Below are 19637 nucleotides of genomic sequence, written 5' to 3'. Positions count from 1 at the left end.
TACTCCTATTAATTATGTGTCGGCCTGCGCCAAGCGCTCATTTAATGCCGTTAAACGCGCTGGTGTGCCTATGTCGTCCCAATTACCAATATAAAGCTCTGTTGACACTAAGTGTTTGCTTAGTTTTTCTCGTAGTAACGGCCCAAGTGGAAGAATGCCTGGCTCTAAACCATTAAAAAAATCAGCCTGATAACGGCTAATACCCGAGAACGTATACTTTGGACTCTCAGGCGATAAATGACTCAATGCAAAATCGCCATCAGGATTATGAGGTGGATTTTCAATAAGCACCAAATGCGCCTCTCCTGGCTGCAAATGCAATTGCATAAGTGAGCTTACATCGTAATCGGTAAATACATCGCCATTAATCACAATAAACGATTCACCTAATAAGGGAAGTGCTTGAATAATTCCCCCTGCGGTTTCAAGGCCGCCTTCAACCTCTTGGCTATACACAATACTTACACCAAATTGACTACCATCTTTGAAGTACGCTTTAATTTTATCACCTTGCCATGCAAGATTTATCACTATGTCGGTAATACCTGCGGCCTTCAAATTATTAACATGGTGCTCTATTAATGGTTTATTTTGCACTTTAAGCATAGGCTTAGGCATAGCGTGAGTGAGCGGCATCATACGCTGCCCACGTCCTGCAGCTAGAATCATGGCTTTCATAAGCTTACCTGCTCTAATTTTTTAATCACTTTTGGCGCTATTGTATTTTTAACCCAATCACCGAGCGCATTGAGCTCAGGGTAACGTGCAGCAATTTCTGTAATATACTCAAGGGTGGGCAAAATATTAGCTAAATAACCTGTTTTACCATCACGTAAATACAGCCGGCAAAATATACCAGCGGCTTTTAAATGACGCTGTAAACCGGTTAAGTCAAACCAAACTTTAAATTGCTCAAACGACGTGTTAGCGACTAAGCCTTGACGTTTAAATTCGTTATAACCAAATACTAATAGTTGAGCGAGCTCATCATCAGGTAGCTTAAAATAGCAATCGCGTAATAACGAAACTAAATCGTAACAAAGCGGCCCGCGCACGGTGTCTTGGTAATCTATTATCGCCCACTGCGAATTGCTGTGCATAATATTACGGCTATGATAGTCGCGATGCACTGTTACTGTGGGCTGTTCAAGCATGGCTTTAGTGAGTAGATCGCAGCTCGACTCCCACATTTTAAGTTGATTTTTATCAACGTTTTCAGCAATAAAATCTTTTACTAACCATTGGCTAAATATCGATAATTCAAGCGCTATAAAGTCTTTACCATAGGCCAACATATCTGAGGCTTCAGGCGTTTTTGCCCACTTGGCTGATAAACTTATTAACTGTGTGTAGTAACCGGTTCTATTTGCATCATTAAGCATGTCGGCTAAGTGTGTGCTGCCTAAATCAGTTAAAATAAAAAACCCTTGTTGTTCATCACTTTTAATAATATGCGGTAACAAAAAGCCTTGGTCGGTAAAAACTTGATTCAAAGATAAGTACGGTGCGTTATTAACCTTTAGTGGATCGGAGTCCATTACAATAAAGTGCTGATTATTAATTGTTAAGCGAAAATAACGCCTAAAGCTTGCATCTCCGGTTATGGCCTCAAGTGTATCTGGCTGTTTGCCAAAGTGGGCCATTATGAACTGTTGTAAATTATCAAAGCGTGTCATTTTATAAGATATCTATTTTTAACTAAGTTAATTAGGTCAATTACTGTATTTGCCATTATTTTCCTTTATTATGTGTAAATTATATTTATACACACAGCATTAGGGTCAATAAATGAGCAAAACCTGGGGCATTTTGATGCTAAGCGTAGTTAGCGCACCATCGCTTGCCGAAACTGAACTGACACACAAACTTTGTGGCACTTCAATGCAAACCAGAGCTTGGCAACCGCTACCTGGCATTAAGCTTGGTAATGTTGACATTAAAGCTGATGATGTAGAACTCCTTGGTACTCAAAGTGCCGAATTTAGCGGCAATGTTGATATTAACACCGTTAATATGAGTTTGTCCGCACAAACTGCATTGATAGACAAGCAACGTGGTTTACTTAATGCCACTGGCCCAATTGTATATCGCGATGCTGTAAGTAACGTAAATAGCTCTGGTTTAAATGCCGATTTAAATAATTCAGAAATAAGCTTACTAGGTGCTGATTACAAGCTTACAGAACAACAAGGCAAAGGTGGTGCTGAAAAGCTCACTATAAACGATTCTGGCTTAGTACTGATGAATGCAAGCTTTACTGCTTGTCCGGGAGAAACGCCAGCTTGGGAAATTGAAGCCGACGAGATTAACTTATCTCGCGAACAAGGCTGGGGCGAAACTCACAATGCCATACTGCGAATTTTAGATACCCCTGTTTTATATTTACCTTATTTTACTTTTCCATTAGACGAGCGCCGTAAGTCGGGATTACTCACGCCTAGTATTTCAAGCTCAGACAAGTATGGTTTAGAAACCATTACTCCTTACTATTGGAATATTGCACCTAACTTAGATGCCACTATCACGCCTCGTTATATGGCTAACAAAGGTTTACAGTTACAAACCGAGTTTAGATACTTAACCGAGCAACATGAAGGCCTAATAGGAATAGAATATCTAAACAAAGATGACTCAGAACCAGCGCTTGATGAGCGCTACATGTTCCATTGGCAGCAAAAAAGTTACTTTAATGAAAACTGGCGAGCAAGTGTAGACGTTACCAATGTAAGCGACGATAACTACATTACTGATTTAGAATCAAGTTATGCGAGTAAAACTGACACTCAACTTTATCGTACCGGCGTACTGACCCATTTAGGTGACACATGGCGGACCGATATAAAAGTACAAAACTTTGAGGTGCTGGGTGACCACTTAGAGTCGTACACAGCGATCCCACAAATTAGCTTTACACAAACAGCACCTTGGAAATTTGAGCATTTTGATTTTAGCGTGTCTGGCGAGTTGAGCCATTTTACCAATAGCTCAGCAATCATAGATCAAGCAACACGAGTTCATATTGAGCCAAAAGCGCGGTTTGATTACGATCAATACGCATGGTCATTTTTATCTGAAGTTAGCTTATTACAAACAAACTACGACCAACAAGGTGACCTATCTGGCACACAGTTTAAGCAAAGCGTATCGCGTACTTTGCCAAAAGTACGTTTATATTCTCAGCTTAATTTTGAGCGCGATACTTCCTACCTTGTAGAAGATGGTATTCAAACGTTAGAGCCACAAATTCAGTATTTATATACACCTAACAAGGATCAGTCTGATATTGGTTTATACGATACAACCAAATTACAAGACGACTATTACGGCTTATTTAGAGATACGCGTTTTTCTGGCGTTGATCGAATAGCCGCTGCAAATCAGTTTACGCTGGGTGCAACAACGCGTTTATTTGATAAAAAACAAGAAGAAATTTTTAACTTTAGTGCCGGACAAATATTTTATTTATCTGATGATGCCAAGCCAACCGAGCAAAATTTAAATTCAGATACAAATTACAATGCATTATTTGCAGCGCAAACCATGTTACATTGGCACCGTCGTTGGTATTTCTCTGCGGGGATACAATACAACACTGACAGCAAACAGATGATCCAATCAAATGCCACGTTAGATTACAAAGGTGATAATAATCAGCTAGTGCAATTGAACCATCGCTATGCAAATGATGTCTCAGGAAATACAATCGAGCAAACAGGTGTATTCACAAGTATTCCAATAAGTGATGAATGGCAGTTTATTGCAAGCTACCACCGTGACCTTGAAAACAACCGAAGCGTCGAAATATTAAGTGGATTACAGTATGAATCATGCTGTTGGGCGTTCCAGATTACTGGTCACCGCCAGATCGAAACTGATTTAAATCAGTCAATAGGTACAGAACAAGCCACCTTTGATTCAGGTATTAGTTTTAATTTTGTACTAAAAGGACTGGGTAGTAAAAGCCGCTATGATGCACAAAAACTATTACAACAAGGTATTTTTGGCTATCGTAGACCGTATTTTCTTAATAACTAGTATCACAAACATACTATTAGCAAGAGTAGTAAATAGAACATGACTTTAAAAAAATTATTAGTATCAACCGTTTTAAGTATCAGTCTGTGCCAAGGTGCATTTGCTGAACCAGTAGAAATAGACAAAGTTGTTGGCGTTGTAAACCAAGGTGTTATTTTACAAAGCGAAGTAAACTCCATTGTTGATCGTGTAAAAAAACAAGCAAAAGAACAAGGTCAGCAATTACCTAAAGACGAAACTTTACGTGTGCAAGCTATGGAGCGTTTAGTTAGCCAAGCACTAATGATGCAAATGGCAGAGCGCATGGGGTTACAAATTTCTGATAGCCAATTAGATCAAACGCTCGCTAACATAGCAAAAGAGCAAGGCGGCACAATTAGCGATTTACGACGCACAGTTGAAGCATCAGGCGATAGCTTTCAAGCATACCGTGAAGAAATACGTAAAGAGATCACAACACAACAGGTTACTCGCGCAAATGTTGATCGACGTATTTATATCAGTGAGCAAGAAGTCGATAATTTATTAAAAATTATGGCTAGCCAAGGTCAAAGTGCTGAAGAGTATGACATTGGCCACATCCTGATTGATATTCCTAACGAAGCAACAGCAGAAGAAATTTCAGCGGCTAAAACACGTGCTGATAAAGTTATTGAATTACTTAACGATGGCCAAGAATTTAAACGCATTGCAATCTCATCATCAAGCGGCTCAAAAGCACTTGAAGGAGGCCAATTAGGTTGGATGGGTATAAACGAAATGCCTTCTCTTTTCGCTGAAGCTGTAAAGAGCAAAAAGAAAGACGCTATTGTAGGACCGCTTCGCTCAGGTGCTGGTTTTCATATTATTAAAGTCCAAGATGTGCGTGGCCTACAAGTGGTAGAAACAACTGAGGTTCGCTCGCGCCATATACTTATTGAACCTTCGATAATTTTAAGCGAAGAAAAAGCACGTAACATGCTTGCTGGTTTTGCTAAAGACTTGCGTGCAGGCAACGCTGATTTTGGCGAACTCGCGAAAGAATATTCAGAAGATCCAGGCTCTGCACTTAAAGGCGGCGAATACGACTGGACTGATCCAACAACCTACGTTCCTGCGTTTAGAGATACATTACTATCGCTCAAGCAAGACGAGATTAGTGAGCCATTTAGAACCCAGTTTGGTTGGCATATAGTACAACTACTCGACAAACGTGTTGCTGATAAAACTGAGTTAGCTAAACGTAACCGCGCACATGGCATGCTATTTAACCGTAAATTTAAAGAAGAAAGCTTCAACTGGCAGCAAGAAATGCGCGAACAAGCCCATGTTGAAATTTTCCCTACAGACGAATAAATATGACCTTAAGAGTAGCAATTACACCAGGGGAACCTGCCGGTATTGGTCCAGATTTGCTTATTACGCTTGCTCAGCAAGCATGGGACGCACAACTTGTTGTGCTTGCTGATGCCAAACTATTAAAAGAACGAGCAAAGCTGTTAGGTTTACCTATCAACCTAATTGAGTTTGATGAAAACGCTCCCGCTAAAGCAACACCTGAAGGCTGTGTGTATATTCATCAAGTCAATTTAGGTGATGATGTAGAGCTAGGCGTACTTAACGATGCTAATGGCCAATACGTGTTAGACACCTTGCGTATCGCAAGCGAAAAAAACATGGATGGCACATTCGATGCTGTAGTTACAGGCCCTGTTCATAAAGGCATTATTAATAAAGCCGGTATTTCGTTCAGTGGCCATACTGAGTATTTTGCACAGCAGTCAAACACAGCAGATGTTGTCATGTTATTAGCCACTGAAGGACTTCGTGTTGCGCTTGTGACAACACATATTCCACTGGCTTATGTTTCTCGTGCAATCACCGAAGACCGCCTGACCAAGGTTGCCACTATTTTAGATCACGACTTACGTACCAAGTTTGGTATTGAAAAGCCGCGTATATTAGTCTGTGGGCTAAACCCACACGCAGGTGAAGATGGTCACTTAGGTCGTGAAGAAATAGATACAATTACCCCTACCCTTGATATTTTAAGAAGCCAGGGTATGAATTTAATTGGCCCACTACCTGCCGATACATTATTTCAAGATAAATACCTTTCTGAAGCCGATGCCGTACTTGCTATGTATCACGATCAGGGTTTACCTGTGCTAAAATACAAAGGATTTGGTAAATCGGTGAATATCACGTTGGGTTTACCTTTTATTCGCACTTCAGTTGACCACGGTACAGCGCTAGATTTAGCTGGTACAGGCACCGCTGATGTTGGAAGTTTTGAATTAGCGATCCGCGAAGCAATCAAGCTCGCCCATGAAAAAGCACAGAATCAATGACCGATAAAGTACATTTAGGACACCGCGCCCGAAAACGTTTTGGACAAAACTTTTTATTCAATGAAATGATCATCGATAAAATAGTTTCAGCAATCGATCCTAAACCAGAAGATAATTTAGTAGAAATAGGCCCAGGCCTAGGTGCAATCACCGAGCCTGTAGCTGAACTTAGCGGACACCTAACGGTTGTAGAGCTAGATAAAGACCTTGCAAAACGCTTAATTGAACACCCTTTTTTAGGGCCAAAATTAACAGTAAACCAAGGCGATGCAATGAAATACGACTTTGCAAGCTTAGTTAAAGATGACAAAAAGTTAAAAGTGTTTGGTAACTTACCTTATAACATCTCTACGCCATTGTTATTTCATCTTTTTGAGTTTGCCGATAACATTGAGCACATGCACTTTATGCTTCAAAAGGAAGTTGTAAAACGCATGGTTGCAGGCCCTGGTAGTAAAACGTTTGGTCGTTTAAGTGTAATGACTCAGTACTACTGTAATGCAATGCCTGTAATTGAAGTGCCACCAGAGTGCTTTAAGCCTGCCCCTAAGGTTGACTCTGCAGTTATTCGCTTAATTCCTAAAAAGCCAGAGCAACGTACAGCCAAAAGCGTAAAAATACTCAACACAGTCTGTTTAGAAGCGTTTAATCAACGTCGTAAAACATTACGAAACAGTCTTGGCAACTTACTAACAGCCGATGAAATGGCAAGCATAGGTATTGATGCTACATTACGTGCTGAAAGCTTGTCTCTACAACAATTTATCGATATAGCTAACTGGATTTATGACAAAGAGCAGTAATATTGGGTCACCTGTAAAGGTGTCTGTAGAAACATTTTATGTTGAAGGTCAATCGCAGCCTGAAATCGAAAAGTACGTATTTGCTTACTCTGTAACAATAAAAAATCATAGCTTATGCAGTGCTAAGCTATTGCACCGTTATTGGTTAATTACAGACGCAAACGGCAAAGAAGTTGAAGTTGAAGGCGAAGGCGTTGTTGGCGAAACCCCAACAATTGGCCCAGGTGAAAGTTACAAATACACCAGTGGTGCTATCCTAGACACTCCAGTAGGTACAATGCAAGGCCACTACACGCTACGCAACGAGTTTGGTGCAGAGTTTGAAGCACCTATCAATGTGTTTCGTTTAGCTTGCCCTAATATTTTGCATTAGCAAAAACGCTATATGGCCGATTATGCAATAGGTGATTTACAAGGGTGCTTTAAAGAATTTAGCACCTTATTACAACGGGTTGATTTTAACCCAAGTAAAGATCACCTATATTTAGTTGGTGACATTGTTGCCCGTGGGCCAGACTCACTTGCTTGCATTGATTTCATCTATCAACATCAAGATAGCATGACCATCACACTGGGTAATCATGACTTACACATGATTGCTTGCCACTTTTTAAATAAGCCGACTAACCCAAAAGATAAATTAGCCCCTATATTTAAAAGCAACTTGCTTAAACGTTACATCTCTTTTTTACAAACCCAACCACTCGCTTTATATTTAGAAACACATAATTGCTTTATTTCACACGCAGGACTTAATCCTGATTGGTCAATTGAAGAGGCATTGCAACACGCACAGTTTGCTCAAAGTTGTTATCAATCAGGGAATGCAAAAAACTTTTTTGAGCATATGTACTCTCCTCATCCTAAAGCGTGGTCAACAACACTTAATGACTATGAAAAATTTAGATACATAGTCAATTACTTTACCCGAATGCGTTTTCTAACCCGCAATAATATGCTTGACCTTAATGCAAAAGGCGCAATAGCAGATAGTAATTCGTTAACACCTTGGTTTATGCACCCTAACATTGCCATACTTAAGAATGATATTGTTTTTGGTCACTGGGCATCTCTTGAGGGTAAAACAGGGGTTAACCATATTCATGCCTTAGACACTGGCTGTGTATGGGGTAACGGGATGACGTTAATGGAACTTAAAACAAAAAATCTATTTATAGAAAAGTGACTCTTTTTACCTAAATAACCTGAAAAATTCCAATACATCTGTTAGATTTATAAACTAATAGTTAAAATTAATTAAAGTAATTGATTTTAATTACTTAACTTATCCGAATAAAAGCCGATAAGTTTTAATTAAAGTATCTTTGAGTGGAAATCCATATGAATCTAACAGTGAGCCAACGTATTTGGGGTGGTTTTATATTTATCACGCTATTACTTTTAATTATTGGCGGCAATTCGTTAATTAAAATAGCTAATATAGACCGTTCTACTCAGCAGGTGAACCAGCTATCATTACCTGCATTAAACAAAAGTTCAGAGCTACAAGCTGAATTCATATTAATGAGTAAAGCAGCACAAGCAAGTTTTTATACTTCATCGGCAAGTGAACTTGAACCCATTAAAAAAAGAGTATTCGAACAAAAAAAATCATTCAACGAGCTCCATGCACAGCTTCAGAGCGTTGTTAAAAACGATCCTGAACTAAGCAAAAGCAGCCAAAGTGTTGAGCAAACCTATGAAAACTTTTTAAGTATTGTCGAAAACTTACTCGAAGATAAAAATAAACAACTGGCGCTAAATAAAACACTCTCTGCACAAATTGAAGCCATTGAGCTTAGTGCTGAAGACGCTAACTCAGTCGTTTTAGACATAATAGATATAGAGGGGTTTGAACAAGACCACCCTCGCGCTTTTCAAGCTGCAAATAATTTAGAAAATAACTTTATGTCGGTGGTTACCAACAGTACCGATATGTTAACAGTAAAAACGTTAACCACATTAGATATCGTTAAAAGCGAGCAAACCTATTACCTTGAAGAAGTAACACGCACTGTTGCGCTAATTAAACCGGCTATTGAGCAAAGCCATAGCGACTTGTTTAATGACCTCAAAGAGCATGTTGAAGCACTTGAGAGTAACGTAAAAGGTAATAACAGTTTAGCCGCGAATAAAAAACGTTTAATTGATTCAATTGCGCTCACTGAAAAAGAGCTAGCCGATTCAGAAGCCGCAACAAAAATAGCGCTTAATCAAATTGACGAGTTAGTTTCGCAAGCAAGTAATGTTGCTTTTGAGCTGCAAAAAGGCGTTCGTAATGACGTAGACTCAGCAAATTTATGGACGTGGGTTGGCATGGTTATCGCAACTTTACTTGCCATCGCCATTGCATATATAACCGTAAGCCGTATTACAAAACCACTTGCCGAAGTAAACAGAATTTTAGATATTGTAGCCAGTGGTGATATGACTCAACGCTTAGATGACAGCGCTAAAGACGAATTTGGCGAGCTATCAAAAAGCTGTAATACCTTAATAGACAGCTTACGCAGCTTAATTAAAGGTATTATTTCTCGTTCTACTCAATTAGCAGCTGCATCAGAAGAAACCTCAGCCATTACTGCTGAATCAAGCCAAGCTATTAGCAATCAGCAGGCACAAGTGCAGCAAGCAGCAACAGCAACGACTGAAATGAGCAGCACATCGCAAACAGTAAGTAATAGTGCACAGCAAGCATTAAGCGAAATTAAAAACGCAGATAAAGAAGCTGAACGTGTTAAAGGTATTTCAAACAATAACAAAGCAACTATCGAGCAACTTGCGCGCGAAGTCGATGACGCTTCACAAGTTATTAATAAGCTTCATCAAGATAGCGCATCGATTGGCAGCATACTTGATGTTATTCGTGGTATTGCAGATCAAACTAACTTACTCGCGCTTAACGCCGCAATCGAAGCCGCCCGTGCAGGTGAATACGGCCGAGGCTTTGCCGTTGTAGCAGACGAAGTACGCTCACTGGCAAGTAAAACGCAAGAATCGACCCAAGAGATCCAATCAATGATTGAATCGCTACAAACTGGCGCAGAAGCGGCTGTAACAGCAATGACTAAAGGTAAGCAACGTGCGGTATCGTGTGTGGAGCAAACTGACCTAGCAAGTACCGCGCTTGATTCAATTACCTTTGCGGTATCACAAGCCCATGACGTGAGTGAAGAAATATCAACAGCAGCACTTGAACAACAACAAGTGGCTGAAGAAATTAGCGAACGTTTAGAGTCTATTGTTGCTATTGCAGAACAAACAGCTGAAGGCGCAAGTCAAACTAACATCTCAAGTTCTGAAGTTGCAAAACTAGCCGAAGAGCTGCGTTTATCGGTAGACGAATTTAAAGTATAAAACGCTTTGAATATATTAAAAACCCCGTTAGCACATTGTGTTAACGGGGTTTTCTTTGTAGCATTAAAAAAGTAAAGGTAGTTACTTTTGGCAATGTGAACAAAAAACGGTACTACGCTGCCCCAGCCTTATTTCTTCTAACTCATTATCACACGTTAAACAGGGCTTTCCTTTTCGCCCATACACTAATAACTCTTGTGCAAAATAGCCTGGCTTACCATCACTTTGTGCAAAATCTTTAAGGGTTGTACCACCTTGGGTAATAGCGGCCGCTAACGTGTCTTTTATTATCGGAATAAGTGCTTGATAGCGTTTAAGAGAAACCTTCCCAGCTTCGCGTTTTGGATGTATCCCTGCTTTAAACAATGACTCATTAGCGTAAATATTTCCTACACCAACAACCACAGCGTTATCCATAATAAACTGTTTAACCGGTACTTTTTTATTGCGCGACTGTTCGTACACCCGCTTTGCAAAAAAATCATCCGTAAGTGGCTCAGGCCCAAGCTTTGAAAGCAACTTATGTACTTGATCTGGCTCTTGCCACAAGCAGCAGCCAAAGCGGCGTGGATCGTTTAAGCGCAGTGCCTTATTATTACCAAATACAAATTCTACATGGTCGTGCTTTTTTAAAGGCTCGCTTTTATCTACAACCCGTAAGTTGCCCGACATACCTAAATGTAAAATAGTGCTACCAAGCTCACAATGCAGTAATAAATATTTTGCACGGCGCTCAATACTAGTAACCGTTAACCCTTCAAGCTGGTAAACATCATCAGGTACAGGCCAGCGCATACTGGCATTATAAATATTAACCTTAGTGACAACTTGGTTTTTTATATGGGGAGTGATCCCCATACGGCTCACCTCTACCTCTGGTAATTCAGGCATTAATTAGGCTCACTTAGTGAAAAATCATAACTAGGAAACAGCTGCTTTGCCGCATTTATATCAAGTGCAAATACACGCTGAGTACTTTTTTCTAGCAAGTAATACTGCTTATTTCCTTTGTAAAGTAAATATACCCAAGGCAAACTTTCTCCAGCTAGTTCAAATGTGGCAACAAACAAAGGCGCATTGGGGTTAAACACCACCGATTCATTAACCACCAAAAGCTGAATACCTTGCCAAAGGTTAACAAGCTCTTGTAATTGAAGTTCAGATGCAGACCAAAAAACAGGTGCGTCTTTCTTTATCGCAGTTGTACGCCAACTAGTACCAATACGCTCAATTTTTTGATCAACAAAACTGAGTGTTAAAACAAAGCTTTGTGCAGGTAATACAGCTTGCAATGTAGGCTCTTTTTCAGCACTTAAAAATTGCTTATGCCAGCCATTTAAAAAGAAAATCATAATCAACATCGAGAAGATTATAACGTTGTTCCACCCTTTACGGCCCAGTCGCATAGTTATACACCTAGTAAATTCAATATTTTAAAGTGTAACTAAAACTTAATTGCACTGTCTATATGTTAAAGAGCACAGACTTTGTTAGAATATCGACAAATTTAAAGGAGTTCCGTCAATGTCTATGTATGTAGTGGGCCATAAAATCCCAGATTCAGATTCTATTTGTGGTGCAATTGCACTGGCTTATTTAAAAAACCAAATTGATGAGCCGGCAATACCAACTCGTCTTGGTGATGTTTCACCAGAAACCCAATTTATCCTTGATAAATTTGGCTTCGAAGCCCCGGAGCTTAAACTAAGCTACGCTGGCGAAGATGTGTATATTGTGGATCACACAGAAAAAACACAAGCCCCTGATGATATCGACCAAGCCCGTGTTGTTGGCGTGGTAGATCACCATAAATTAGGTGACTTGACATCATCTACTCCGCTTGAATGTTGGATTCGCCCTGTAGGTTGTTCAAACACCATTATTAAAATGATGTACGATTTTTACAGCGTAGAAATCCCTAAAGACATCGCTGGTATTATGATGTGTGCAATTTTAAGCGACACCGTAATATTTAAATCACCTACCTGTACCACTGCCGATATTAAATGTGTTGAAGCACTTGCTGAAATTGCGGGTATTGAAGACTTTAAAGAACTAGGCATGGATATGTTCCGCGTTAAGTCTGCAGTAGAAGATACACCTGCACGTGACTTAGTTATGCGTGACTTTAAAGATTTCAATATGAACGGTAACCTAGTAGGTATTGGCCAACTAGAAGTAATCGACCTGGCTGTATTTGACGATATTAAAGCTGACCTTGAAGCTGATATTGCTAAGTTAAAAGCAGAAGGCAACCGTCACTCTGTATTTTTACTGCTTACCGATATCATGAAAGAAGGCTCAGAGATGCTAATTGTATCTGACGATGCAAACCTAGTTGAGCAGGCTTACGGCGTAAAGCCAGAAAATGATAAAGTATGGTTAGACGGTGTATTAAGCCGTAAAAAGCAAGTAGTACCACCACTACAAGATGCGTTTGCTAAAGCCTAATAGCTTTAATAAATAACACTAAAAAGCCGATAGTGCATATGCAGTATCGGCTTTTTTGTTTTAAAACTTAAAGCACAAACTACAATCCCGCAGTAAGCCTTAATCAAGTCGAGGAAAAATATAACTCAAATAATATTTAAAACGCCTAATTTAGGACAATTATTTTTACTAAATTTTTGCCTTGTTATCAATGAGATTTAATTACCAAAATCGAACACTAGATTGAACAAACAAGTTTTAGATTTTACTTTTTAGTTCATCATAAACTTTTGCATGGCTTTTTGAGAGTTCGACATTATCTATATCTATTTTATTTAACCACAAAGTTGCTTGCGTTTTATTACCCAGCTCCCAATATGATTGCGCTAAACGTAAACTGTAGGTTGCGTGGTAAATGCTATCCGGTTCGATGTAATTGAACGCAGTTTTGAAATATTTTACAGCGTTATTAAAGTCATTATGTTTAAAATAAGAAAACGCTAAATTACCTAATGCTATTGCCGTTTTTGCATCATGCTCTGTATTTTTTATAGCGTTATAGGCTTTTAAGTTACTTTCTATCGCTTGAGGGTACTGTTGCCAGTTATAAAAAATATGCCCTTTATTAATGTGTAACTCAAAGTGAAAAATAACATCATTACTTTTTGCATAGCGCTGCTCAGCATCGAGCAATACACGAAGAGCCTTTTTTTTATCACCAAATATGTGCTGTAAATTAGCCAGCTCTACAAGCCTTAAAGGATCACCAAATACATTATAAATTTCATCAAGTTGAGCAAATGCTTTTGCCGCATAGGCTTTTGCTTGTTGTTTATTACCTAAGTAATTAAGTGATTTAGCATAATAAAAATAAACTTGTATTTTAAATGCACCAGGTAATTCTTCTTGGTCAACAAAGGGGCTTAATGCGCTATGAAGGTTATCGAATTCTTGATAATCAAAATAATAGTCAAATTCGTATGTTTTCAATTTATACCAATTAGAGGAGTTCTTTTGCGCATTTAAAAGGCGAGATTTAATGTAGGTTAAGCAATCTTGGTCTGATTGCATACAAAACACTTCATGATCACTTAAATTTTCAGAGGCCTTTACACCCTGGCTTATATAAAAAAGCAAAAAACCAATTAAAACATGCTTTAACATCAGAACACTCATATTAACCACACAAGTGGTAAGTGTAATATGAGTGCGCTGTATTTAACAATGAATAAAATAACTACGCGTATTGCCCCGCTGCAAAGCCACAACTCCAAGCGTACTGAAAGTTATACCCACCAAGCCAACCAGTTACATCGGTAACTTCCCCTATAAAATACAAGCCTTTTGATTTTTTGGCTTCAAACGTTTTAGAGCTTAGTTCATCTGTATTTATACCACCAAGGGTGACTTCAGCCGTCCTATACCCTTCAGTTCCATTAGGTTTTATTTGCCACGCGTGGATATAATTAGCAAGCTCGTCAATTTGACTATGAGTAAGCTGATTAATATTACAATCAGGTATTGCAGCGCTTTCATGTAATATTTCAATAAAACGTTTAGGTAGTATTGTTGCTAGGCTATTTTTTAATGATTTTTGCGATTGCGTTTCTCGCCAATCTGCAAGCTGCTGTTTTAAATCTATCTCTGGAAGTAGGTTAATGGTAACAGCTTGCCCTGCACGCCAAAAAGAGCTTATTTGTAATATTGCAGGACCAGATAAGCCACGGTGCGTAAATAATATATTTTCTTTAAATGTGGTGCCGTCTTCGCTTGTGACTTCGCACGGAATACTCATACCCGATAGCCCTTCAAAGCGCTCTTTGTCGTGCTGATGAAGGGTAAATGGCACAAGCGCCGCCATAGTAGGTAATACGTTAAGCCCAAATTGCTCAGCAATTTTATAACCAATCGGTGTAGCACCTAATTTGGGCATAGTAAGCCCACCCGATGCAACCACTAACGACTCACAATGCAAAGTCTCTTGCTCTGTAGTAACGCTGTAACCCGACTCTGTTTTTTGAACATTAATCACTTCACTACGCAAGGCTATGTTTACACCCGCCCACTCGCATTCGGTAAGAAGTATATTAACAATATCTTGAGCACTATTATCGCAAAACAGCTGGCCTAACGTTTTATGATGGTATGCCAAACCGTGGCGGTCCACCAGCTCAATAAAGTCATGTTGTGTGTAACGGCTCAAACATGATTTAACAAAATGTGGATTACCGCATAAATAGTTTTCTGGTGCGGCGTTTTCGTTTGTAAAATTACAGCGCCCGCCACCACTGATTAAAATTTTACGACCCGGCTTTTTACCCATGTCTAGCACTGTAACATGTCGGCCTCGATATCCGGCTTGCGCCGCACACATTAATCCTGCCGCGCCCGCGCCAATTACAATTACATCTACCTGGGTCATTTATTCATCTCACTTAACAATTTGCTCGATTATAGCAAAATTTAATCGCCAGCAATGTACAGAATTAACTATTACAAATAACACAATAAATATACTTTCTACTTTTTAGAAGTATTAAAAATACAAATCAAAAAGCAATGCTTTTATCTCATTTTTGTTTTGTATGACAAATACAAAACAATGACAAACCCCTTTAAAACCCTCGTTATAACTAAATGAAATAGGGACATAATGATTTAGTATTTTAATTTTGTTAACACATAATTTACCTTTGTACCTGCATTGTGACAATCCATCACGATATAACTAATAAAAAATCTAGGGAAAATTATGACAACAAGTAAGACATTTAATAAGTGTGCATTAGCACTTACCATTAGTACGCTTTTTGCTACTGCATCAAGCATGGCTAACCCAGCACAAGCAATTGGCCCTTCAGTGGCAGATACAACGGCTAAACTTCAAAATCAAAGTGGCTTTGAAACGCAATTCATCATTAAATATAAAAATAACAATTTTGACGCACTGAGTTATTCAACTGCAGATGAAAGCCCTGTAAACATGAAAGCGCGTGCAAAAAACTTTGTTAAAAACTTTGCTTCTAAAAAAGGAAAGGTTAAAGCAAAATACATTCGCGCAATGGCACTCAATAACCACCACGTTATGCGAGCTGATAAAAAGCTTAGCGCAGCAGAAGCGCAAGAGTTTATGCAAGAAATGGTTGATTCAGGCAACGTTGAGTACATTGAAGTTGACCAAATGTTAAAACCTTTTGCGACACCTAACGATCCGCGCTATGGCGACCAGTGGCACTACTATGAGCAAGCTGGCGGTCTAAACTTACCAACGGCTTGGGACACCGCAACAGGTAGTGGTGTAGTAGTGGCTGTTCTTGATACAGGTTACCGCCCTCATGCCGATTTAAACGCTAATATTTTGCCAGGCTACGATATGATTTCTAACCTGTCAGTTGCTAATGATGGCGGCGGACGTGATAGCGATGCACGTGATCCGGGCGATGCAGTAGCAGCCGGTGAATGTGGAAATAATGGTGCGCAAGGTTCTAGCTGGCATGGTACTCACGTTGCAGGTACTGTTGCGGCCGTTACAAATAATGGTGAAGGCGTAGCCGGTGTTGCTTATGATGCGAAAGTAGTTCCAGTGCGTGTACTTGGTAAATGTGGTGGTTTAACATCTGATATTGCTGACGGCATTATTTGGGCATCTGGCGGTAACGTATCGGGCATCCCTGGAAACCCTAATCCAGCTGATGTTATTAACATGAGCTTAGGTGGCAGCGGCTCTTGTAGTTCTACAACACAAAATGCAATCAATACAGCTCGCAGCAATGGCGCTGTTGTTGTTATTGCAGCAGGTAACGACAACGATAACTCAGCTAACTACAACCCAGGTAACTGTAGTGGTGTAGTTAATGTGGCATCTGTTGGCCGAAATGGTGGCCGTGCTTATTACTCAAACTACGGTAGCAATATTGATGTTGCAGCACCAGGTGGCGCGCAAAGCTTCGCTAACGACTCTGAAGGTGTTCTGTCTACGTATAACTCAGGATCGTCTTCTCCATCGACTGATAGCTACTCATTCTCTCAAGGTACATCTATGGCGGCTCCGCACGTAGCGGGTGTAGCTGCACTTATCAAGCAAGCAAAGCCAAATGCTACACCTGATGAAATAGAGAGTATTTTAAAATCGTCTACACGCTCATTCCCTGCAACATGTAACAACTGTGGTACAGGTATTGTTGATGCAGCAGCTGCTGTTGCCGCAGCAAGTGGCGGCACAACACCACCTACAACAGGTGATAGTGAACTTGTTGATGGCGAAGCTAAAACAGGGTTAAGCGGTGGTGCTAACGCACAAGACTTTTACACAATGACCGTGCCAAGCGGAGCAACGAATGTTACGTTTACAATGAGCGGTGGCACAGGTGATGCCGATCTATACGTTCGTGCTGGAAGCCAACCAACGACATCAAGCTACGACTGTCGTCCTTACAAAGGCGGCAACAGCGAAGAGTGTTCTATCGATAATCCAACAGCAGGCACATACCATGTAATGCTTCGTGGTTACTCTGCTTATTCAGGTGTTAGTTTAGTCGGTAATATTACAGGTGCATCTTCTGGTGGCGGTTCAGGCACACCTGAAGCAGGTGGCGGTACTGTGAGTGATGTAAGTGCAAGTGCTGGTCAGTGGAAACACTACACGCTAGATGTACCTGCGGGCATGTCTACATTTACTGTAACCAGCTCTGGTGGCACGGGGGATGCTGATTTATTTGTGAAGTTTGGTAGTCAACCAACATCGTCTAGCTACGATTGTCGTCCATATAAAAACGGTAATGCTGAAACATGTACCTTCAATAACCCGCAAGCCGGTACATGGCATTTAAGTGTAAATGCTTACAGAACCTTTTCTGGTTTAACTATTAGCGGACAATACCAACCATAATAGTAAATTCATAATCTTTAGGATAGCAAAGGCCAAACTGACTGTTTGGCCTTTTTTATGAGTAAGAAGGTTTCAGCTTATTTGGGTTTAATGCTTACTCGCTTAATTAGGTGGCCTATTTTGAGGATGGAAAAGCGTGTTGATAGCTAGGCAAAAAATTGCTATTTAGTTATTCTAAATGAAGGGGGTTAACGCAGGTAGCGACACGTTTAGCCCCGCAAAATGATTAAGTATTATTGCTGATTGGTATTAGCGTCAGGTTTAGCTTTTTAAATTGATTGGTACTGTGGCTGGTTTGATATAAGTACTAGTTCAAATATATTGCTAACTCACCACCAGAAAACAAAAAACCCAGCCTAAGCTGGGTTTTTATATTCTAAAAGAACTAAAATTATTTAATTTTAGCTTCTTTAAAAACAACATGTTTACGAATCTTTGGATCAAACTTTTTGATTTCCATCTTCTCAGGCATGTTACGTTTGTTTTTGTCAGTAGTGTAGAAAAAACCAGTACCGGCAGTTGAAACTAAACGGATTTTATCGCGCATGATTCAGATCCTTAAACTTTAACGCCGCGAGCACGGATTTCAGTAAGAACCGTGTCGATGCCTTTTTTATCAATAATACGCATACCTTTAGTAGTAGTGCGTAATGTTACAAAACGTTTTTCACTTTCAACCCAAAAACGGTGTGTTTGTAGGTTAGGTAGGAAACGACGTCTAGTCGCGTTTCTCGCGTGTGAACGGTGATTACCAACCGCTGGACGCTTACCTGTAACTTGACATACTTTAGACATGTCTATATATCTCCAATAACTTCGCTCGAGCTTAATTTAATCTAAGGCCGTGTATTTCTGCCCTAGATAAATCGAAGGGCGCTCTTTATACAGCTTTTACAGGCAAAGATCAAATACTGATCTATCCAACCAGCTCATATGTAAATTTGATAGCGGCCAATTATAAAGATCGAATGCCCTTAGGGAAAGTAAAAACTGCATTTAAATTAAACTAATTTGCTAAAATGCATTAAACCGCTCATTTTTAGCACATTTCTATATTAAAGAGAGTTAAATAAGGCCTCGCTCGGCAAACGAAACGCATGTTTCACCTCCCACAATGATATGATCAAGTACGTTTATGTCTACTAATTGCAGTGCTTGCTGTAATTTATTAGTAATAAGTTTATCGGCTTGGCTAGGCTCTGCAATCCCACTTGGGTGATTATGGGCAAAAATAACGGCCGCGGCATTATTTTTCAGTGCAGCTTTAACCACCTCACGAGGGTACACACTAGCAGCATTAATTGTGCCGTAAAAAAGAATTTCATCTTTTACTAAGCGGTTTTGGCTATCAAGATAAAGCACCATAAACACTTCCTGCTGTAGCCCACGCATTTGAATCGTCAAATAATCATATACTGAGTTGGGGGAGTTAAACACGGCATCGCGTTGGCAGCGCTCCAACATATAACGCTGGCTTAATTCAAGCACCGCTTGTAATTGAACGTACTTTGCCGTTCCCAACCCTTTTTGTGAACAAAACTCATCCATACTGGCATTAAACAAGTTATGTAAGGTTTTATTTTCGTTCAGTAAGTGTTGAGCTAACTCAATCACATTCATTCCCGGGAGCCCTGTACGTAAAAATATGGCGAGAAGTTCTGCATCACTTAGCGCTTTAGCGCCTTTTTCAATGAGCTTTTCACGCGGGCGCAAAGAATTAGGCAGAGAGGTCAATTGCATTTTTCATCCTTGAGTAACAAGCTGTCTTATAAATGTAATGCAAAATTAAAATTT

At 39.8% G+C, this 19637-nt stretch carries 18 protein-coding genes; 9 read left to right on the top strand and 9 right to left on the bottom strand.

Annotation, left to right across the window (positions count from 1 at the left end; all coding sequences use genetic code 11):
• Nucleotides 1–12 precede the first annotated feature (12 nt).
• Nucleotides 13–678 carry an N-acetylmuramate alpha-1-phosphate uridylyltransferase MurU gene (gene murU, locus CWB62_RS04815; RefSeq protein WP_138529133.1) on the bottom strand — a complete coding sequence of 222 codons (666 nt, stop codon included), beginning with the start codon at nucleotides 676–678 and terminating at the stop codon, nucleotides 13–15.
• Entirely contained in the window at nucleotides 675–1676 is a 1002-nt protein-coding gene (locus tag CWB62_RS04810; RefSeq protein WP_058405768.1) for an aminoglycoside phosphotransferase family protein, read from the bottom strand. The genes murU and CWB62_RS04810 overlap by 4 nt, the downstream gene beginning before the upstream one ends.
• 112 nt (nucleotides 1677–1788) lie before the next feature.
• On the opposite strand from CWB62_RS04810, the gene lptD reads away from it, so the two are divergent.
• From lptD to CWB62_RS04775, 7 genes are all read left to right on the top strand, one after another.
• Nucleotides 1789–4035, top strand: coding sequence for an LPS assembly protein LptD (gene lptD / locus CWB62_RS04805; protein WP_138529135.1), 2247 nt, complete (start codon nucleotides 1789–1791; stop codon nucleotides 4033–4035).
• Nucleotides 4036–4074: 39 nt separating this feature from the next.
• A complete protein-coding gene (gene surA / locus CWB62_RS04800; RefSeq protein ID WP_058405766.1) occupies nucleotides 4075–5370 on the top strand; it encodes a peptidylprolyl isomerase SurA in 1296 nt (431 codons plus the stop codon).
• Nucleotides 5371–5372: 2 nt separating this feature from the next.
• Entirely contained in the window at nucleotides 5373–6365 is a 993-nt protein-coding gene (pdxA, locus tag CWB62_RS04795; RefSeq protein ID WP_058405765.1) for a 4-hydroxythreonine-4-phosphate dehydrogenase PdxA, read from the top strand.
• Nucleotides 6362–7168, top strand: a complete 807-nt coding sequence (gene rsmA, locus CWB62_RS04790) for a 16S rRNA (adenine(1518)-N(6)/adenine(1519)-N(6))-dimethyltransferase RsmA (RefSeq protein ID WP_058405764.1) — start codon at nucleotides 6362–6364, stop codon at nucleotides 7166–7168. Before pdxA ends, rsmA begins: the two co-directional genes overlap by 4 nt.
• Nucleotides 7152–7541, top strand: coding sequence for a Co2+/Mg2+ efflux facilitator ApaG/CorD (gene apaG / locus CWB62_RS04785; RefSeq protein ID WP_006793227.1), 390 nt, complete (start codon nucleotides 7152–7154; stop codon nucleotides 7539–7541). Before rsmA ends, apaG begins: the two co-directional genes overlap by 17 nt.
• A 12-nt stretch (nucleotides 7542–7553) precedes the next feature.
• Nucleotides 7554–8354: a symmetrical bis(5'-nucleosyl)-tetraphosphatase gene (locus CWB62_RS04780; RefSeq protein WP_138529138.1), complete on the top strand. Its 801-nt coding sequence runs from the start codon at nucleotides 7554–7556 to the stop codon at nucleotides 8352–8354.
• A gap of 155 nt (nucleotides 8355–8509) precedes the next feature.
• The gene (locus CWB62_RS04775) at nucleotides 8510–10525 is read left to right on the top strand and encodes a methyl-accepting chemotaxis protein (protein ID WP_058405762.1); all 2016 of its coding nucleotides are present in this window, start codon (nucleotides 8510–8512) and stop codon (nucleotides 10523–10525) included.
• Between the two features lie 81 nt (nucleotides 10526–10606).
• Here CWB62_RS04775 and mutM read toward each other — a convergent pair whose 3' ends face one another.
• Both mutM and CWB62_RS04765 read right to left on the bottom strand, forming a co-directional pair.
• Nucleotides 10607–11416 (bottom strand): bifunctional DNA-formamidopyrimidine glycosylase/DNA-(apurinic or apyrimidinic site) lyase, encoded by an 810-nt coding sequence (mutM, locus tag CWB62_RS04770; RefSeq protein WP_058405761.1) that lies wholly within the window; start codon nucleotides 11414–11416, stop codon nucleotides 10607–10609.
• Nucleotides 11416–11931 (bottom strand): hypothetical protein, encoded by a 516-nt coding sequence (locus CWB62_RS04765; RefSeq protein ID WP_058405760.1) that lies wholly within the window; start codon nucleotides 11929–11931, stop codon nucleotides 11416–11418. The genes mutM and CWB62_RS04765 overlap by 1 nt, the downstream gene beginning before the upstream one ends.
• A 118-nt stretch (nucleotides 11932–12049) precedes the next feature.
• On the opposite strand from CWB62_RS04765, the gene CWB62_RS04760 reads away from it, so the two are divergent.
• The gene (locus CWB62_RS04760) at nucleotides 12050–12976 is read left to right on the top strand and encodes a manganese-dependent inorganic pyrophosphatase (protein WP_138529140.1); all 927 of its coding nucleotides are present in this window, start codon (nucleotides 12050–12052) and stop codon (nucleotides 12974–12976) included.
• Between the two features lie 237 nt (nucleotides 12977–13213).
• Here the strand turns inward: CWB62_RS04760 and CWB62_RS04755 are convergent, their stop codons facing one another.
• Both CWB62_RS04755 and CWB62_RS04750 read right to left on the bottom strand, forming a co-directional pair.
• Nucleotides 13214–14026 carry a tetratricopeptide repeat protein gene (locus CWB62_RS04755; protein ID WP_235591518.1) on the bottom strand — a complete coding sequence of 271 codons (813 nt, stop codon included), beginning with the start codon at nucleotides 14024–14026 and terminating at the stop codon, nucleotides 13214–13216.
• 166 nt (nucleotides 14027–14192) lie between these two features.
• Nucleotides 14193–15377, bottom strand: a complete 1185-nt coding sequence (locus CWB62_RS04750) for a BaiN/RdsA family NAD(P)/FAD-dependent oxidoreductase (protein ID WP_138529142.1) — start codon at nucleotides 15375–15377, stop codon at nucleotides 14193–14195.
• Nucleotides 15378–15707: 330 nt separating this feature from the next.
• On the opposite strand from CWB62_RS04750, the gene CWB62_RS04745 reads away from it, so the two are divergent.
• A complete protein-coding gene (locus CWB62_RS04745; RefSeq protein WP_138529144.1) occupies nucleotides 15708–17843 on the top strand; it encodes a S8 family peptidase in 2136 nt (711 codons plus the stop codon).
• A 391-nt stretch (nucleotides 17844–18234) separates the two neighbouring features.
• Here CWB62_RS04745 and rpmG read toward each other — a convergent pair whose 3' ends face one another.
• The 3 genes from rpmG to radC form a co-directional block, all read right to left on the bottom strand.
• Nucleotides 18235–18390 (bottom strand): 50S ribosomal protein L33, encoded by a 156-nt coding sequence (gene rpmG, locus CWB62_RS04740; protein WP_058404491.1) that lies wholly within the window; start codon nucleotides 18388–18390, stop codon nucleotides 18235–18237.
• An 11-nt stretch (nucleotides 18391–18401) separates the two neighbouring features.
• Nucleotides 18402–18638: a 50S ribosomal protein L28 gene (gene rpmB / locus CWB62_RS04735; RefSeq protein ID WP_004335549.1), complete on the bottom strand. Its 237-nt coding sequence runs from the start codon at nucleotides 18636–18638 to the stop codon at nucleotides 18402–18404.
• Between the two features lie 270 nt (nucleotides 18639–18908).
• On the bottom strand, nucleotides 18909–19583 hold the full coding sequence (gene radC / locus CWB62_RS04730) for a RadC family protein (RefSeq protein ID WP_138529146.1): 675 nt from the start codon (nucleotides 19581–19583) through the stop codon (nucleotides 18909–18911).
• Nucleotides 19584–19637: the final 54 nt, after the last annotated feature.

The organism is Pseudoalteromonas sp. S408 (assembly GCF_005886645.1).
GTDB lineage: Bacteria > Pseudomonadota > Gammaproteobacteria > Enterobacterales > Alteromonadaceae > Pseudoalteromonas.
Note: the sequence above shows the minus strand (reverse complement) of the source record. Positions and strands in the feature narration are given on the sequence as shown.

Bases quoted from the DNA above. Each gene is read 5' to 3' on its own strand.
- rpmB (WP_004335549.1), bottom strand. From the start codon at position 18,638: ATGTCTAAAGTATGTCAAGTTACAGGTAAGCGTCCAGCGGTTGGTAAT.
- CWB62_RS04760 (WP_138529140.1), top strand. From the start codon at position 12,050: ATGTCTATGTATGTAGTGGGCCATAAAATCCCAGATTCAGATTCTATT.
- rsmA (WP_058405764.1), top strand. From the start codon at position 6,362: ATGACCGATAAAGTACATTTAGGACACCGCGCCCGAAAACGTTTTGGA.
- lptD (WP_138529135.1), top strand. From the start codon at position 1,789: ATGAGCAAAACCTGGGGCATTTTGATGCTAAGCGTAGTTAGCGCACCA.
- rpmG (WP_058404491.1), bottom strand. From the start codon at position 18,390: ATGCGCGATAAAATCCGTTTAGTTTCAACTGCCGGTACTGGTTTTTTC.
- mutM (WP_058405761.1), bottom strand. From the start codon at position 11,416: ATGCCTGAATTACCAGAGGTAGAGGTGAGCCGTATGGGGATCACTCCC.
- CWB62_RS04780 (WP_138529138.1), top strand. From the start codon at position 7,554: ATGGCCGATTATGCAATAGGTGATTTACAAGGGTGCTTTAAAGAATTT.
- CWB62_RS04775 (WP_058405762.1), top strand. From the start codon at position 8,510: ATGAATCTAACAGTGAGCCAACGTATTTGGGGTGGTTTTATATTTATC.
- CWB62_RS04810 (WP_058405768.1), bottom strand. From the start codon at position 1,676: ATGACACGCTTTGATAATTTACAACAGTTCATAATGGCCCACTTTGGC.
- CWB62_RS04750 (WP_138529142.1), bottom strand. From the start codon at position 15,377: ATGACCCAGGTAGATGTAATTGTAATTGGCGCGGGCGCGGCAGGATTA.
- CWB62_RS04765 (WP_058405760.1), bottom strand. From the start codon at position 11,931: ATGCGACTGGGCCGTAAAGGGTGGAACAACGTTATAATCTTCTCGATG.
- surA (WP_058405766.1), top strand. From the start codon at position 4,075: ATGACTTTAAAAAAATTATTAGTATCAACCGTTTTAAGTATCAGTCTG.
- pdxA (WP_058405765.1), top strand. From the start codon at position 5,373: ATGACCTTAAGAGTAGCAATTACACCAGGGGAACCTGCCGGTATTGGT.
- CWB62_RS04755 (WP_235591518.1), bottom strand. From the start codon at position 14,026: ATGCAATCAGACCAAGATTGCTTAACCTACATTAAATCTCGCCTTTTA.
- apaG (WP_006793227.1), top strand. From the start codon at position 7,152: ATGACAAAGAGCAGTAATATTGGGTCACCTGTAAAGGTGTCTGTAGAA.
- radC (WP_138529146.1), bottom strand. From the start codon at position 19,583: ATGCAATTGACCTCTCTGCCTAATTCTTTGCGCCCGCGTGAAAAGCTC.
- CWB62_RS04745 (WP_138529144.1), top strand. From the start codon at position 15,708: ATGACAACAAGTAAGACATTTAATAAGTGTGCATTAGCACTTACCATT.
- murU (WP_138529133.1), bottom strand. From the start codon at position 678: ATGAAAGCCATGATTCTAGCTGCAGGACGTGGGCAGCGTATGATGCCG.